At 39.8% G+C, this 16,168-nt stretch carries 15 protein-coding genes; 3 read left to right on the top strand and 12 right to left on the bottom strand.

All coding sequences use genetic code 11. The features are described 5' to 3' along the window. Positions 1–267: 267 nt before the first annotated feature. Entirely contained in the window at positions 268–900 is a 633-nt protein-coding gene (locus FLM47_RS07000) for a trimeric intracellular cation channel family protein (RefSeq protein ID WP_075169453.1), read from the top strand. A gap of 9 nt (positions 901–909) precedes the next feature. Here FLM47_RS07000 and FLM47_RS06995 read toward each other — a convergent pair whose 3' ends face one another. The 7 genes from FLM47_RS06995 to FLM47_RS06965 all read right to left on the bottom strand — a co-directional run bounded on the left by FLM47_RS06995 (position 910) and on the right by FLM47_RS06965 (position 4,543). Beyond that, positions 910–1,149, bottom strand: a complete 240-nt coding sequence (locus FLM47_RS06995) for a DUF3955 domain-containing protein (RefSeq protein ID WP_054200833.1) — start codon at positions 1,147–1,149, stop codon at positions 910–912. 110 nt (positions 1,150–1,259) lie between these two features. Continuing rightward, on the bottom strand, positions 1,260–1,685 hold the full coding sequence (locus FLM47_RS06990; RefSeq protein ID WP_178955976.1) for an N-acetyltransferase: 426 nt from the start codon (positions 1,683–1,685) through the stop codon (positions 1,260–1,262). A gap of 27 nt (positions 1,686–1,712) precedes the next feature. Then, positions 1,713–2,363, bottom strand: coding sequence for a membrane protein insertase YidC (gene yidC / locus FLM47_RS06985; RefSeq protein ID WP_178955975.1), 651 nt, complete (start codon positions 2,361–2,363; stop codon positions 1,713–1,715). A gap of 140 nt (positions 2,364–2,503) precedes the next feature. Continuing rightward, complete coding sequence (locus FLM47_RS06980; protein WP_178955973.1) at positions 2,504–2,902, bottom strand: hypothetical protein; 399 nt, start codon at positions 2,900–2,902, stop codon at positions 2,504–2,506. Between the two features lie 258 nt (positions 2,903–3,160). After that, positions 3,161–3,517, bottom strand: coding sequence for a hypothetical protein (locus tag FLM47_RS06975; RefSeq protein ID WP_178955971.1), 357 nt, complete (start codon positions 3,515–3,517; stop codon positions 3,161–3,163). Between the two features lie 18 nt (positions 3,518–3,535). Beyond that, positions 3,536–3,895, bottom strand: a complete 360-nt coding sequence (locus tag FLM47_RS06970; RefSeq protein ID WP_178955969.1) for a hypothetical protein — start codon at positions 3,893–3,895, stop codon at positions 3,536–3,538. 231 nt (positions 3,896–4,126) lie between these two features. Then, the gene (locus FLM47_RS06965) at positions 4,127–4,543 is read right to left on the bottom strand and encodes a hypothetical protein (RefSeq protein WP_178955967.1); all 417 of its coding nucleotides are present in this window, start codon (positions 4,541–4,543) and stop codon (positions 4,127–4,129) included. A 314-nt stretch (positions 4,544–4,857) separates the two neighbouring features. Between FLM47_RS06965 and FLM47_RS06960 the strand changes: the two genes are divergently transcribed. After that, a complete protein-coding gene (locus FLM47_RS06960) occupies positions 4,858–6,012 on the top strand; it encodes an IS110 family transposase (RefSeq protein ID WP_178955965.1) in 1,155 nt (384 codons plus the stop codon). 400 nt (positions 6,013–6,412) lie between these two features. Here FLM47_RS06960 and FLM47_RS06955 read toward each other — a convergent pair whose 3' ends face one another. Further along, a complete protein-coding gene (locus tag FLM47_RS06955; protein WP_178955963.1) occupies positions 6,413–7,201 on the bottom strand; it encodes a trypsin-like serine protease in 789 nt (262 codons plus the stop codon). A gap of 246 nt (positions 7,202–7,447) precedes the next feature. Here FLM47_RS06955 and FLM47_RS06950 point away from each other — a divergent pair, with 246 nt between their 5' ends. After that, positions 7,448–8,413 (top strand): integron integrase, encoded by a 966-nt coding sequence (locus FLM47_RS06950; protein ID WP_178955961.1) that lies wholly within the window; start codon positions 7,448–7,450, stop codon positions 8,411–8,413. Positions 8,414–8,542: 129 nt separating this feature from the next. On the opposite strand, the gene FLM47_RS06945 is transcribed toward FLM47_RS06950, so the two are convergent. The 4 genes from FLM47_RS06945 to FLM47_RS06930 form a co-directional block, all read right to left on the bottom strand. Next, positions 8,543–10,255, bottom strand: a complete 1,713-nt coding sequence (locus tag FLM47_RS06945) for an alpha-amylase family glycosyl hydrolase (RefSeq protein WP_178955951.1) — start codon at positions 10,253–10,255, stop codon at positions 8,543–8,545. Between the two features lie 70 nt (positions 10,256–10,325). Then, positions 10,326–12,728: a glycoside hydrolase family 15 protein gene (locus tag FLM47_RS06940; RefSeq protein ID WP_178955949.1), complete on the bottom strand. Its 2,403-nt coding sequence runs from the start codon at positions 12,726–12,728 to the stop codon at positions 10,326–10,328. A 36-nt stretch (positions 12,729–12,764) separates the two neighbouring features. Then, on the bottom strand, positions 12,765–14,255 hold the full coding sequence (locus tag FLM47_RS06935) for an MFS transporter (RefSeq protein WP_178955947.1): 1,491 nt from the start codon (positions 14,253–14,255) through the stop codon (positions 12,765–12,767). Next, positions 14,245–16,104 carry an alpha-amylase family protein gene (locus FLM47_RS06930; RefSeq protein ID WP_178955945.1) on the bottom strand — a complete coding sequence of 620 codons (1,860 nt, stop codon included), beginning with the start codon at positions 16,102–16,104 and terminating at the stop codon, positions 14,245–14,247. The genes FLM47_RS06935 and FLM47_RS06930 overlap by 11 nt, the downstream gene beginning before the upstream one ends. Positions 16,105–16,168 lie beyond the last annotated feature (64 nt).

Below are 16,168 nucleotides of genomic sequence, written 5' to 3'. Positions count from 1 at the left end.
AGAAGCAACAAAATTAAAGACGACAGCGCTCTTTTACCTTAAATTAATTCAGGCTTTATTGCATTTTTACGGTCATTTGTCCTTTTTTCTTTCAATACTAAAGCTGGTGCTTTCGTAACATTAACAGGCTAGTCACACCTCGCCATCACATTAGTTTTTTTAATCTGAAAGCAGCTGTTTTTAATGTAATTTTTCACTCGTCAATACATACTTTTATCACTACAATCCTGTTTTTATTTTATTGTTAAAACTTCAAGCGATCATCTCATGCTATTAACCATCGTTTATATTATAGGTATTACAGCAGAAGCCATGACCGGTGCTCTTAGCGCTGGGCGCAGAAACATGGATTGGTTTGGTGTTATGTTAGTAGCCAGTGCCACAGCTATTGGTGGTGGTAGCGTGCGAGATATTTTATTAGGTAACTACCCGCTGACTTGGGTAAAACACCCAGAATATTTACTGATCACTTGCCTAGCCGGTATTGTTACCACTTGGTTGGCAAAATGGGTGGTTAAATTTAAAGGCATATTTATGCGCCTAGATGCACTAGGGCTTGCTGCGTTTAGTATTATTGGCTGCCAAGTTGGACTTAATATGGGTTTGCACTATGGAATTTGTGTGGTCGCAGCTATAGTAACAGGTGTATTTGGTGGATTATTACGAGATTTAATTTGTCGCCAAGCACCATTAGTACTTCATCATGAACTTTACGCAAGCGTAGCACTTATAGTCGCGTGTTTATACTTAGCACTGCACCACTACAACATTGATGACAATATCAGCGTGGTTGCAAGTTTAGTAGTAGGCTATTTAATTCGTATGGCGTCGGTACGCTTTAAATGGCGCTTACCAACATTTAATTTATTAGAGCCCGCTAATTTAAATAATGAGCAATAACAGCAGCGGTTAATGCCCACCTGCCCTAGCACTTTTAAATAGCCCGAATACTTTTCGGGCTAACAAACTAACCACAAAAAGAACTCCCAAAGCAAAACACAGTATGCTCAAGGGCATAAACACGCTTTCATGTAGAACACCATTATGATCAACATATTGATACACACTGTTTTCTATCAGCATAAAACCCGTGCCAAGCAATAAAAAGCAAACACTCAATGTGGCTGTTTTGTTTGTAAAAAAGCGCATAATCTATCCATAAATATTTTATTAAATTGTCGGGATAGCAGTTTGAATGAGCGAATATTAATCTACAATGACTGAGCAATATTACTTCTTTAAAATAAAAGTCACAGCCATTAAACTAAGCTTTTAGACATATAATAAAATCTGTCGTCTTCTTTATCTATGTTGAAACCTGAACGTGTGTAAAGCTTGTGCGCAGAGCTTATTTTAAAAACCCGAAGCCTAAGTTGCATAGCACCTTGGAGCACAGCTAAACGAGCCCCCTCATTAATTACTGCTGCACCAATACCCATATTTTGAAACGCAGCATCTACTTGTAGGTCACGTATATAGCAACCCTCATTATCAAAAGCCAAGCGCATTGCACCCACTACATCGCCATTTAACAAAACATCCCAATTTTCAAGGTCTGAAATTTGCTCACATATTTTAAGTTGCTGCCAATCAACACCATAATGCTCATAATATCCACGCATATTGGTGTAGGTTAACAGTGCCGATGCCATTAAATCAGCTGTGGGTTGATAACACATATTCATTATTGTCATTCCTTTGTTTAGCGACCTTTACAAAACTTGTTGTGTTTGCTGGTTTTTAAAATATTTATTTACTAATAATGACTGCAACAAGCTAGTACTACTGGATGTAGCCCAGTACAAAGCAATTGCAGAAGGAAAATTAACGAGAGTAACCACACAAATAATTGCGGGAATTAGGAACAATAAGGTGCTGGTTTGTTCTGCGCTACCTGGCATCATCATCATAGATAAATATGTAATAGCCCCCACTAATAACGAAAGCGCAATATCAGGCTTTGCAATACTGGCAATCCAAGCAAACTTACTATTAAATACAATTTGTTGCAGAGCCTGAAAAGTTCCAAGGCCAAATACACCTTGGCTTGCCATATTAATCACACTTTTTTTATCGATAAACTTAATATTGTGCTTTTTATACAACGCCATAGTTAATTTTGCGATTTCGCTGGGCTGGTTTTTATAGTTGCTTTTTATGCTATCTAGCTCAGGTTTTAGTGCGGCAATTGCTTTTTTATTTCTAACCATATTAGCCATAGCGACAAGGTTAATCGGCATTAAAACTAATCGCCCAATAACGGTAAACAAAATAATTGCAGCCGCTTGGCTTACGCCCACATCTTGAGTAAAAAAGGTGATTGATTGCACAATAAAATCAGTAAATAAATTCCAAATTTCCATTTTAGTTTTCCTTTTAATATTATGTATTAAAAGTAACCATTACGACATATTATGTCAATAATTTATTTTAAACTAAAAATAGGTTGCTATGATCTAGAGTCAACTTAAGCGGGGGAAAGAGCAAATTCGAATCTAAAACTTTATTTGGCATTGTGCTTTTTAATCCACCAGTTTGTAAATACTAAAACTAAAAAAATGCCTAAAAAGAAAAAATGCACTGCAACAAGAAAATAGTATGTCTGCGGACTTTGTTGGACAAAATAGTCAGTATTTCCTTTCCAAGAAATATACCCCTCCGAAAAAGCATAATATAATTTGCTAGCTAAAATTATGCTGAGCAAAGATGTGATGACTTTTACGAAAACGAGCCTAGAAAAAAAGTCACGGTCTTTGAGAACTTGTCGTTCTTGAGGCTTGTTGGCCGCAACCTCAATCTGTTGGCAAATTTTAAAATACCGAAGTGGGTAAGCTTGCTGATCAATTGAGCTGCGCGCCTCCAATAACTCTTGGAGGCTATAGTTTTGGTAATCTGGCTCCATTAAGTATCCTGCGTAGATGCCTATAGATAATGACTCCCACACGGTGTTAGCTTAATTCAATGCTAGAGCCATAATTAGTTTGTCAATTAACTAAACGACAAACGTTAATATGAATAAACATTCACATAAAGAATTCAATGACGCCCATCCTAACTGCCAGCTATAAACTTAATCATAATTAAATTCCTAAATACATTCTTACTTCTGTATATGTAAGAAATCCAATTATCTTATAAGTTTATTTTATTGAGCATACACTTAAGTAATAACAGCAGATATTACTATTAATGCCCCACTAAACATCAACCAAAAAAAAGCAAAAACAAACCACTTTTGAATATGTTTAGGTATACTCTGCCTTTTTTCAAACATTCCGTAACGCTTAGCATGAAAGGACCAAATAAAAACCGTAGCGTATTGTAGAATTCCGCTAGCGGATAAAAAGATGTTAAGGCTATAAAACTTAACACCATCATCAAGAGTTTCTTCGAGTAATGGTAACCACTTAGTTTTTAAGTAAATAACCAAACCAATCCAAATAAAAACACCTATACAACCACCGAAAAAAAAGTATGCTGAAATGACTTGAATGGAAGATGGATCAATTAATTGCATTAGTACAAGTGACCAACTTTAGCCTAACCCCAAATGTACAATCAAAACAGCAATAAAACATAAAGCAAACGTCACCATAAACAAACAAAAATAGACGATAAACCATCGCTGCACACTTTTAGGTACTAACTGTCTTTTATCAAATAAGTCATACCGCTTTGCATGCCTGCCCCAAAAGAAAACAGTAGCGTAATGCAATATTCCCATTCCAGCTGTTAGGATGTTTAATGAATAAAAAGCCTTGCCATCATCAAGAATATTTTCCACATTTTTTAATTTTCCATTTTTAATAAAAAACAGCATCGGTGTTAATATTATAAAAAATAAAATAAAAATAGTAAGCCCTAAAGCGACTATAAAAAAATCGGGAAGGCTCATTCTTTTTCCTTAACACTGTAAAAGAGCATATAGTGATAGCCACCTTAACTTCTTAATGAACCTGCGTCACAAAATTTACCAACCCTAACATGACACTCATCACAAAGAAATTAAGATGAGTGTAAGCTTTGTTTTTATTGAACCAACAATGTACACAGTAAACCTAATATTCAATTCACAACAATCACACTTATCAAAAAATTTAATAAGCACAACATAAATCATGCCTTCCTATTGCTTATTTTTAACCATAAGATAGTCAATAGTTGCAACACATATAGAAAAGTAAAGTACGCTAAGGTACTTCCACAATAAGCACTTTGCACTATCGAGTGAAAAAATATTAAAAGAAAATAAGCGACCGTCCTTTATAACAAAGACTAAGGCCAGAAAAAGTAAACATCTCATTATATTTAAATAAGTTAAACGGTTAAGTTTATCAAGAATGAAAATGATAGGAATACCAATTACTGTATTACCCATATATGCAATCACCCCCCCAAAAAAACTGATCATCTTGTAAGCTTCCCAGAGTCCACTTTGGGTGACACCTAGTTGTACTGAGAAAATACTAGCGAATAAAAATACAACGCCTAATGCCGGAAATATTATTAAAGGTGCGAATAGCAACATGCTTAAATATCTCAAAGCAACCTCCTTGCTATAAAAAAGCCGCAATAACGGCGTACAATATTAGATGACTAAACATAGTGTGAGTGATTATATCAACGGATATTACAACAACGTTAGACCACATCATTATAATGCCCGTTTAGCACCAAACGAATCTGAGGTTAGATACAAAGACTCTAAAACTGTGACCAAAATTAGTTGACCACTACACTTTGAAACATAGACATAATGACTCCCACACGGTGTTAGCCTCCGCTTTTCGTGGGTTAGCTTAATTCAAAGCCAGAGCCATAATTAGTTTGTCAAATAACTATACAGCAGAGGCTAACATGAATAAACATAGCATACTTTTTATCGGTCTTGATACACATAAAGAATTCAATGAAGTCGCCTATATTGAAGAACATAGAGGCGCTCAACCTGTTCATCTTGGCCGAATTCCCTCTTCAAAAGTGGCCGTTCAAAAGCTTGTTCGTCAGTTCGAATCTAAATACCCTGGCGCAACGCTACACTTTGTTTATGAAGCAGGTCCCTGTGGTTATTGGATTTATCGATTGATTACCAGCCTTGGCCATTGCTGTTATGTGGTTGCCCCGTCTCTTATTCCTAAAAAACCAGGCGAGAAGATTAAAACCGATAAACGTGATGCCCTTAAGCTCACTAAATTACTTAAATCTGAAGATTTAACACCTATTTATGTTCCCGAGCCTGAAGATGAAGCTGTACGTGATTTATCTCGCGCACGCGAAGTAGCCATGAAAGATTTAAAAGATGCTAAATATCAATTAAAAGCACTGCTGCTTCGTAATAATATTAATTACAAAGGCACTGCAAATTGGTCACAAAAGCATTTACGTTGGCTCACTGAGCTTGTGTTGCCACATCCCGCGCAGCACATCGTTTTACAAGAGTTTTTTCACACGATTAATGAACGAATAAGCCGACTTGAACGGCTAGACAATGAGCTAACACATCACGTCCATCAATGGCGATATTACCCTGTAGTAAAAGCAATACAAGCTATGCGTGGTGTTCGTTTGTTGGTCGCCACTGGCGTTGTGGCTGAGCTTGGCGATTTATCGCGATTCGACCATCCCCGCAAATTAATGAGTTACCTCGGTCTTGTACCCAGTGAACACTCGAGTGGTGGCAAACGCCATATTGGCGCCATCACAAAATGCGGGAACGGCCGAGCAAGGCGCCTTCTTGTGGAAGGTGCACATACTTATCGCTATGCAGCAAATATATCCACAGATATGCAAAAACGACAAGAAGGTTTACCAAAGGACATTATTGATATTGCGTGGAAAGCACAGCTTAGGCTCTGCAAGCGATATAAAAAAATGATAGCCAAAGGGAAACACTACAACCTTGTTGTCACTGCAATTGCCCGAGAAATGATTGCGTACATATGGGCCATTGCTAAAGAAGTGGTGCTTACGCCAGTGAATACAAAACTGAGATTGGCAAGAGTACCCGCATGATAAACGAATTAGAGTTAATGCATGGGATCAAGCATCGGGTGTGGCACAACCACCGACGGCGTTAGGATGGCAATGCAGCTAACGCTGCATTGAACCACGAACATAGACTGAAGACAGGTGCCACGACGAAATAAGTAAGGTCTGCTCTGTTACTAGAAATAGTAATAACCAACGAATATCAGCAAGATAACCGACGACATTACTTGCTTCATCCTATGTATTAACTCGCTCTAATTCGAGCTAAAGTAATTATGGCTTAAAAAGTTAGGCAAGGATCAGTGTGCTTAACTTGACAGTGGGAGTCATACCAACGCCCTGTTAACAGGCAATAAAATAGTTGGTTAAAATAAGCGACGAAGGAGCAAAAACCAACTGTTTTTTGTCCTTGTTTAACAGCTTGTTAGCTACCCAATACACCTAATATCCAGTCATAGTAATTTGACACCCTAACTTGATAAGCAGTAGTACCATACAAACCACCTTTAAAAGTAGATATATCGCCATGCCCTAATTGCCAACTTGATAAACCTACAAGAAGAGGGACGCCTTCTTGAAAGATAACAGAAGCACCTCCGCTATCCCCTGAACCATGCATGCCTTCAAGTGGCAATGCGTTTTCTGGTTCGTCAAATGTAAATGTTAACCAGTTACCTTCCGCGCTATTAATAATATTTTGAAACTGGTTCATCACACGAAGAGATTTAGTATCTGGGTCTTCGCCAGTTAATCCGTTCCCAGTAGCCCCCCTACCATAGACTGTAATTGTTTTGCCTTTTTCACTTTTACCAGAATATATATTGATTGGTTTTACACCGCTAACAGTTGAAGCTAATTTGATTAACGCTATATCACTTCTAGATTTGAAAAAATCCATTAAGGGCGCCAAATCACCTTTAAGTAAATTTTTATTAGGTTGAGTGTAATCTGGGTGTATATGAACGCTTTCAATTTCATACTCTTTTGAACCAATTAATAAATCTTTGCCAACATAATCATAAAAAATAGTGTGCGCTACAGTTACAACCCATTGTGAACTTATTAATACACCATGTCCTTCATGGGGCATATCTATTAGGTATTCAGGCATTTTATCAATGACATAATTTTCAGGGGGAACATCATGTCTCTTCACTACAGCATTGCTGCATGTAGAAAAGAAAATAATGGATAAGATAAATAAAGTTTTCATATTACGTCCATGTTCATTGATGGGTAGCTTACAGCTTATTCAAAGGATCTAAACCCGCAAGTTGTAGACATAAAATCCTTTTATTTTTTAATACTTTAAGTTTAACTCTGTATCTAAATGTAAATCAAGGGATTTATATTTGTTGTTTTTTTGTTGTTGTAAAATACAAGAAATAATCCCGCGAGTTGTTGAAAAAAAACTAAATACAACTACTGTTTTTATATACAGCACCAGCTAGAGCAGATTATGCCTTCTATATTTTTAGAATCAATCCGTGACTTTATGATAACGCGTCGTTATGCCAAGCGTACTATAGACACTTATCAATATTGGATAAAATTTTACATTTTATACCATGGTAAAAAACATCCGGCGCAATTGGCAGAGTCGGAGGTTGAGCAATTCTTATCTTATTTAAGTAATCAGCGTAATGTTGCAATGAAAACTCAGGCAACGGCTTTAAATGCTTTGGTATTTTTATACCGTCATATTATTAGTCGACCGTTATCACTTGAAATGAATTTTAATAAATCACTCGTGTCACCTAAATTACCGGTAGTACTGACCCGTGAAGAAATACAGCGTTTATTATTGGCAATGGATCCAAAGTATAAACTTATCGCTCAGATACTTTACGGTAGTGGTCTACGTTTAATGGAAGCTGTAAGGCTACGGGTAAAAGATGTCGATTATGACTATGTCTCATTAATGATTTGGCAGGGCAAAGGCAATAAAAACCGCAGAGTAACATTAGCACTCGAACTACTGCCGTTGTTGCGCAGCCAAAGTCACTTGGTAAATGACTACTGGCATCGAGACAAACAAGCAACAGACTATGCCGGTGTCTGGCTTGCGAATGCATTAGCTAGAAAATACCCAGCGGCTCCTTATGAAATGAGCTGGCAATATTTGTTTCCTTCTGCCCAGTTAAGCATGGACCCAGAAAGTAAAAAGCTGCGTCGCCACCATATTGATGAAACAACGGTTCGTAAAGCAATTAAACAGGCAGCAAAGCTGGCAAAAATTCAAAAAAATGTTACCTGCCATACACTACGGCACTCGTTCGCTACCCACTTACTTGAATCTGGTGCAGATATACGCACCGTGCAAGAACAACTCGGCCATAGCGATGTTCGCACCACGCAAATATATACGCATGTTTTACAACAAGGCGCGAATGGGGTAATTAGCCCACTAAGTAAAATATTATAAAGTATGAATTTAAAGGACTTTTATCTAATCTAATAAGCTTTAAAAATGAGCTATAACTTGGGGCAATGCAATAAAAGCACTTTAACCAAAAGGGGCTAACGTATGTTAGCCCTTTTGTGTTTTTTTTATTTATAGTGTGTTGTTTAGTAACAATAAACCATAGCCAGCGAGTTGCTCGCCATTGAGGTCGTGTTGCCAGCTAGGCGTTAACCCATTGTGTTTGATGCTGCTGATGCTTTGCGGGTTAGCGGTTAAGTTAAGCACAAACATACTTTTACTGCCGTTTAACTCGCGGGTTATTTCAACAAGGCCGTTGTTATGCTGTGTTAATTCGTAACTGCCTTTAATACCCAGCTCTGGGCGCTGTTTTTTTAGTGCGATTAAGTGCTGATATAAACGCCACAGTGAATCAGGTTGTGCTTGTTGCGTTTTTACATTGCGATCAGCAGCATTAATTTGCTGTGCTAAATATTCAGGCCACCACTGGGTGTAGTTATCACCAAACAGTTCAGCCTGCTCAATCCAACTTGTTTGAGCTTGAGTAAAACCAGCTTGGTTGCTGTTATTCCACTGCATTGGTGCGCGTTTATACACATCGTGACCTGTGCCACCTTGTGTTAGGCCAATTTCTTCACCGTAATAAATATACGGCGTGCCAGGAGAGCTAAATAACATGGCAGCAGCAAGTTTTGCTTTATCGTCGTGCTCTGCAAGTTGATAAGCAACACGTTCTTGGTCGTGATTAGTTAAAAACGGTGCAAAAAAATCAAGTGGTGCAGTTGAATCAATACGCTGTTGTAAATTTTGTTTGAGCACATTGGCATCAACTGCGTTGATTTTTTGGTTAGATTGCATGGTGCCAAATTGCGCTTCACCACTGGCATCGGGTTTTAATAAGCCCAATATTTTATAGCCTACTTCAAAATCAAAGCCTTGATCGAGGCCTTTACCTTCGCCAAAGTATTTTGCCGCAACGGGAATGTCAGCCCATGCTTCACCCACTAAGTACGCCTCTGGATCAACGCTTTTTACGTATTGGTTAAAATGCTGCCAATATGCAATGGTTTCGTCGGTATCGGCTTGCGCATCTGCGCCACCTTCCATTGCAAAACGTACTGCGTCTAATCTAAACCCTGCAACGCCTTTATCAAGCCAAAACTTAGCCATTTTTTCCATTTCGGCAACAACATCAGGGTGGCGTAAATTCAAGTCAGGTTGGCTCGCTCCAAACGCACCATAGTAATACTGCTGGCGTGTTTCATTCCAATGCCATACGGCATCTGGTTGGTCGTTATTACTCCATGCGTGGCCCCAGCCACTTCCGGCTTTTGGCATATCGTCGCGCCAAATAAAGTAATCTGCATAAGGGGCTTCTTGTTTTGCTGAACGCTGAAACCATTCATGGTTACTTGATATATGGTTTATAACTAAATCAAGTATGACTTTCATGCCTTTGTCGTCAGCAGCTTTTATAAAGGCTTCAAACTCGGCCATGCTGCCGTAGTCGTTTTCTACTTGGTAAAATTCAGTAAAATCATAGCCATGATAAGAAGGTGCTTCAAACATTGGGGTTAACCACAGTGCATTTACACCGAGGTCTTGTAGATACGGGAGCTTTTGGGTCATACCATTAAAATCGCCATGACCATCAGCATCGCTGTCGTAAAAACTGCGGGGCCAAATTTGGTAAAAAATGGCGGTTTCCCACCATGGGTTTGCTTGTTGTTCAGTATTTAGTGGCGATGTTTCGGTGTTATTCGTGACGTTATTTAATGATGGTGCGCTTTGGCAGCCTGTTAGCATGATTGCTAATGCTAATGCGCTCAAGGTAAATGTTTTCATTTCAGCCTCGTTATTATTGTAATAAATAACATAGCCGTATTTTACTACGGCTGTGTTAATTAGTTTGCGGTTATTTTAGTGCTTTAGTTACCACTGGGTAATGATCCCATACCTGCTTGTCGCTTAGTGAGCGCACTAGCTTTACGTATTCCGCATGTGTCCACGCCAGTGGTGTGGCCGAGTTTGTACCCTCGCCTAACGTGTAACCCGCTTTATTAATGCCTACACCATCCCATACTTGTTCAGGTAGCATCATGCCTTGGTTAGCAAATTGCTCTAGGCCTTTTACATAACTATTTTTAATAGCCTGCTGTTTTGTTGCATCTAAACTGTTATTGGCATTTGCGGCGGCAATTTCGTAATGACCACGTTCACCGGTAAAAAATGGCCAAACTCGCCCACGTTGACCTGGGCTATTTTTTCCACCTTCGGCATAGTTAGCGCCCGTTACTTCGTCTTCACCGTATCCGTCATTACCATAGCGGCGGTAGCCTGCAAATGTGCCGCTGCCGTCAGTAAACTTAAAGCTGTATTTAACTTGTAGGTTATCTGTTAGGGTTTCGTCATCATATTCTGGCAATGTTTTTACTATGCTAGGCGATAGTGCATCACGTACGCCATAGCGAACAAGTTCTAAAAATCCACCATCGAGTATTTGCTTTTTATTAAAGCCTTCACGGCCGTTGTTGGCGTTAATTTTAGTATTTGAATTGGCGTCTTTATCTTGGCCAATGCGAATAAAGTATTCACCATCAGAAGCGCTCGACTCTAAATTACCAGCCGTTGTAAACATTAATTTTTCAATATCATTGTTATAACGCTTAGCTGTATTTAGATAACGTGTTGCATTGGCTTCATCACCTGCTAGTTTAGCGATATCGGCTGCAGTAATTAAACCAGTAACAACAGCGGCGGTGGTTGATGGCGAATACCCTTCTTGCTCTTCCCAGCGTTCTTGCTGAGTGGCTGGCGGCGTTATTTGTGTACCGTTCCATAGAATGTTTGCACGACCACCCTCAACTAAAAAGTCTGCCGCAGGTTTTAACATACGACTATACCAATCAGTGAGCTCTGCATCACTTAATACACCTGCCTGATGGAGTTTCCATGCAAGCATGAGTGGCATTGCTGTTTGGTCTAGCTGTACGCCTACCCATTCTAGTTCACCATCAACATGTGTTTTTTGTAAAAACCACCCTGTATCGCCTTTATTGCCTGGGGTTTTGCTGTTTACTTGAACTTTTTCAAGGTATTCGAATGCGGTTTTAGCGGTCGCATTATCGCCCATGGCCATAAACGCCATGGCAACTTGATAAAAGTCGCGCACCCATACCGCTTTGTAACCAGTAGAGCCTGTTTTAGCCGATACGGTTTCGCCCCATGGGTTAGATAGTGAGGCAATAAGCGCACCTGCATGAGTTTTATCTTCTTGCGCTTTAAGTACCATGGCACTGGTGTAAAGTAACTTGCCGTTATCTGCGGTTTGTTCGCTCATGTTATTTAGCGGTGCAAGGCTTTGCAGGTAGTCTTGCCAACCGAGCGCTTCACCTTTACCGTTGTAATTATCAAGCACCGCTTGGTAACCTTTGGCTAACGTAGCTTGCCCTTGTTTAAAGCTAGTTTGTTCGCTATTACCAAAGCTTAGGGTTAAATCGAACTGGCTGTTTTCACCAATTTCACCCAGCTCGGCAAGTAAGCTAACATTACCTGATTGTTCACCGGTATTGTTATAAACCTGTGTAAGCTGCTGAGTTGTTTTCAGCTGATTTAAACCGTCGCTCTCACCTGTAAAACCAACACTTGTTTGTTTAAATGGCTGCGCACCTTGTAATGAAAGGTAGCTGTTGTCTTGCCATGCAAGCAGCCCTCGTTCTGTGGTTTTAGCAAAATCATCAAGGCCGTTATTATCAACATACGGGTTAACGCTTACGTATGCCTTAACGCCTTCAAGCTGGGTATTAAAAATACTGCGTACAAATAAGCTTTGCCCATCAGGATCGGTAAATATATGTTTTTCGAGGCTAAAGCGGCCTTGCTTATCTTTGCTTACTACTTTGTAAGCTAATGATAACGGGCGGCCTTTATCGTCTTTGTATAAGTAGTCAATGGTAACGTCTAAATCGTCAGCTTCGGTAACTGTAAAATCCTTTCCTACTACCACAAATTGCATGTCTTTAATTTGCGCTTGGTGAATAAGCCCAAACATTGTTTCGGTGATCATACCTTTAGCAATTGAAAACCATACTTTTGACACCGTTCCTGTAGGGGCTTCATCACTGTAATGGCCATTTTGATATTGCTCAAAAGATGTGCCAATACCGGTTTTGCCTGCATAGGCCCAAAATGGCTCTGCCCCAGGGGCACCTGGTGCCGATACCTGTATTACAGCGCTGTTTGATGGCTCTTGCTGCGCGCCACAAGCTGTTAAACCAAGCATTAATAAACTGGTGGTAATTGTATTTAATTTTTTCATTTTAAAGCCTTAATTAATTTCAGTTTACTCGTTACGTTACTGAGTATGCTTAACACGCAATACCGCAACCGCTGCAAGTACAAACGACACAGCGCCCAGTACTAATGCGTAAATAGGTTGGTTTTCAAAAAAGTGGCGTAATATTAACCCCAGCACACTGGCGGCTAATAATTGTGGGATCACAATGAAAAAGTTGAAAATACCCATGTAAACACCCATTTTGTGACTCGGTACCGAAGTACTTAACATTGCATAAGGCAGAGATAAGATAGACGCCCACGCAAAGCCAACGCCTATCATTGGCCAAATAAGTAAGCTGGGATCTTTTATAAACATAAAGCTTGCTAGGCCCAACGCACCTAAAATAAGGTTAAGTGCATGTGCTACTTTTAATCCCATGCGTTTAACGATGATCGGGATACATAAAGCAGCAATCGCGGCAAAGCCGTTGTAAGCGGCGAATAATATACCCACCCAATCTGCACCGTTGTTGTAGGCTAACGAGCTGGTGTCGGTACTACCGTAATGAAAGCTAGTAACCGCTGAGGTGCTGTAAATCCACATAGCAAATAACGCAAACCAACTAAAAAATTGTACCCATGCCAATTGCTTCATCGCCTCAGGCATAGTGAATACATCATTCACTACATTATAAAAACCGCCGCTAGTGTGCTGTTTAGCTTTTAATGCCGCTGCAATAAATTGAATAACACCAAAACTAACTAACCCAGCAGCCAGCAAGTAAAGTTCTTTTTCCAGATCCAGCCCTAATACTGTGGCTAAAACAAGCAAACCTAAGCCGCTAAAAATAACGCCGCCTTTGGTAAAATTAACGCTATTAGTAATATTGGTTTGTGTTGTTTGTGATTCTTGTTGATTAAATTGTGCAAGCTGCTCGGGTGAGTACTCTTTTGTGGTGACAATAGTCCAGCCAACTGCAATAAATAAAATAACCCCACCAAAGTAAAACGAATACTTTACAGAATCAGGAATTTGACCAATCGGTGCGGTATTAGCAATATCAAACCAGTTGGTCATCATCCAAGGGAGTGCTGATGCAACCACCGCTCCCACACCAATAAAAAAGCTTTGCATGGCATAGCCTGTGGCGCGCTGCTTGTTTGGCAAGTTGTCGCCTACTAAAGCACGAAACGGTTCCATGGTAACGTTAATTGACGCATCCATAATCCACAGCATACCTGCAGCAATCCAAAGCGTAGGAGAATTTGGCATAATAAAAAGCGATAACGTGGTTAATATAGCGCCGTATAAAAAGAAAGGACGGCGGCGGCCTAATTTGCCCCAAGTTTTATCACTCCAATAACCAATAATTGGTTGCACAATTAAGCCGGTGAGTGGCGCTGCAACCCATAAAATAGGAATATCATCGACATTAGCGCCAAGTGTTTGAAATATACGGCTTACGTTACCGTTTTGCAGTGCAAAGCCAAATTGAATGCCTAAAAAGCCAAAGCACATATTCCATATTTGCCAAAAGCTTAAGGTTGGTTTGTTGTTATAATTCATGATCAGCCTTATTTGTTAAAACGGCACTGCTGAGTGCATCAAGGGTCAGCGTAAAGGTTGTATTTTGTTTCTCATCGCTCACCAAAATACTGCTATGCGACTCTAGTAGGTCGTATAGCGTTGAGTTTGGTTTGAGCATAGTTGCTTGATTCGGCGTGAGCGTAATAGTGACTGTTTGTGATTGCTGGCTAAAGTTGCTCAGCACCCATAATGATTGCTGGCCTAAGGTGCGTACAAAACCCACCACTCTATCACTGCCTGTTACCATCAAGGGTGCCATATCACCGGCAACAACAGCAGGTAAGCCATTAAGTTCCATAATTGCGATATAGTATTGACGTAACTGTGCTTGCTCAGGAGTTAAATTTGCGCCATCAAACTTGCCATTATTCATCCATGCTTGGTGCGCTGGTACGCCAATATAATCAAAAATACTGGTGCGTGTAGGCGAACCAAAGCCTGCGTTTTCTGATCCATCTTCACCTACGTCTTGACCAAAATAAAGCAAGGTTGGCGAACGACTAATTAAGTTAGAAACCACCATAGCCGGTTTACCCCATGCAGCGTTGCCAGCAAAGTCAGGACTTGCGATACGTTGTTCGTCATGGTTTTCTAAAAAGTGTAGCATGTGCTGTTCAATATCTGCCACTTCAGCTTGTGCTTTAAATAACGTGTTAGCGGGTTGCTTACCTTGCATAATCCCTTTTAGGGTGTCGTAAAAACCGACCTTGTCATACAAGTAGTCCATTTTACCTTGGTGAATATAGGTGCGGTACATCAATGGGTTATATACTTCGGCGAGTAAAAACGCATCGGGTTTATGTGTTTTTATTGATGAATTTAAAAAGCTCCAAAATTCAACGGGTACCATTTCAGCCATATCATAGCGAAAGCCATCAACCCCTTTATCTAGCCAATAAAGGGCAATATTTCTAAATTTATACCAACTATTTGGCAGTTCTTTATCTTGCCAAAATTCATAATGTGCACGGTAATCTTGGTTTTCAAGCGATTTAGGTAAAGTTGGAAAGTCTAGGCTGCCATCGGGTTTAACACCGTAGTTAACTTTTACCGTTTCGTACCAGTCGTTTATATCAGGCTTTGGAGCACGTGCACCATTGCCAGTCCATTTTGCTGGGATTTCACTAAATTGACCATCGGCTAAAGGGTGTTTGTTGCCACCTAATACTTGGTAGCTGTCGCTTGTTGGTACTTTAAATGATTCACCCGGTACATAGTAAAAATTATTATTTTTAGCATACGCCTTGCTAGTATCATCGTCCTCACCAAAGTCTTTCACGCCGTTAGGCTTTGAGATTGAGTGATAATCTCGAGCCACATGATTAGGAACAATATCAATAATTACTTTCATGTCATGCTCATGAGTACGCTCAATTAGCGCGCTGAACTCTTCGAGTCTATTAGTAACATTAATTGCCAAATCAGGGTTTACATCGTAATAATCTTTTATTGCATAAGGCGAACCTGCACGCCCTTTTACCACATCAGGATCGTCTTGTTTTATACCGTACTCAGTGTAATCCCCCACTAAGGCATGATGCAAAACGCCGGTGTACCACACATGCGTGGTACCTAGCTCTTTAATGCCTTTTAGTGCCTCGTCGTTAAAATCAGCAAACTTACCAACTCCATTTTGCTCTTTGGTTCCCCATGGCACATTAGCGGTTTGGGTGTTACCAAATAAACGAGTAAATACTTGATATACCACTGGCTTAACTGGGTCTGTTTGCTTAACTAACAAATCTGTTTTTGTCTCTTTGTCATCACTGCAACCGTGCACCAGCAATGCGCTGCATATAAGCAACGGCGTGTAAAATCTTTTTTTCATTGTGTGTGTCATTTTTATTTCAGTGTTGTTATAGGTTTATACTAAAGCTAAGTAAGGCTTGGTT

It is taken from the genome of Pseudoalteromonas sp. Scap06 (assembly GCF_013394165.1).
Taxonomy (GTDB): Bacteria; Pseudomonadota; Gammaproteobacteria; order Enterobacterales; family Alteromonadaceae; genus Pseudoalteromonas.
The sequence above is the reverse complement of the archived record's forward strand: the minus strand, read 5'-3'. Positions and strand labels throughout refer to the sequence as shown.

Bases quoted from the DNA above. Each gene is read 5' to 3' on its own strand.
- FLM47_RS07000 (WP_075169453.1), top strand. From the start codon at position 268: ATGCTATTAACCATCGTTTATATTATAGGTATTACAGCAGAAGCCATG.
- FLM47_RS06995 (WP_054200833.1), bottom strand. From the start codon at position 1,149: ATGCGCTTTTTTACAAACAAAACAGCCACATTGAGTGTTTGCTTTTTA.
- FLM47_RS06990 (WP_178955976.1), bottom strand. From the start codon at position 1,685: ATGAATATGTGTTATCAACCCACAGCTGATTTAATGGCATCGGCACTG.
- yidC (WP_178955975.1), bottom strand. From the start codon at position 2,363: ATGGAAATTTGGAATTTATTTACTGATTTTATTGTGCAATCAATCACC.
- FLM47_RS06980 (WP_178955973.1), bottom strand. From the start codon at position 2,902: ATGGAGCCAGATTACCAAAACTATAGCCTCCAAGAGTTATTGGAGGCG.
- FLM47_RS06975 (WP_178955971.1), bottom strand. From the start codon at position 3,517: ATGCAATTAATTGATCCATCTTCCATTCAAGTCATTTCAGCATACTTT.
- FLM47_RS06970 (WP_178955969.1), bottom strand. From the start codon at position 3,895: ATGAGCCTTCCCGATTTTTTTATAGTCGCTTTAGGGCTTACTATTTTT.
- FLM47_RS06960 (WP_178955965.1), top strand. From the start codon at position 4,858: ATGAATAAACATAGCATACTTTTTATCGGTCTTGATACACATAAAGAA.
- FLM47_RS06955 (WP_178955963.1), bottom strand. From the start codon at position 7,201: ATGAAAACTTTATTTATCTTATCCATTATTTTCTTTTCTACATGCAGC.
- FLM47_RS06950 (WP_178955961.1), top strand. From the start codon at position 7,448: ATGCCTTCTATATTTTTAGAATCAATCCGTGACTTTATGATAACGCGT.
- FLM47_RS06945 (WP_178955951.1), bottom strand. From the start codon at position 10,255: ATGAAAACATTTACCTTGAGCGCATTAGCATTAGCAATCATGCTAACA.
- FLM47_RS06940 (WP_178955949.1), bottom strand. From the start codon at position 12,728: ATGAAAAAATTAAATACAATTACCACCAGTTTATTAATGCTTGGTTTA.
- FLM47_RS06935 (WP_178955947.1), bottom strand. From the start codon at position 14,255: ATGAATTATAACAACAAACCAACCTTAAGCTTTTGGCAAATATGGAAT.
- FLM47_RS06930 (WP_178955945.1), bottom strand. From the start codon at position 16,104: ATGAAAAAAAGATTTTACACGCCGTTGCTTATATGCAGCGCATTGCTG.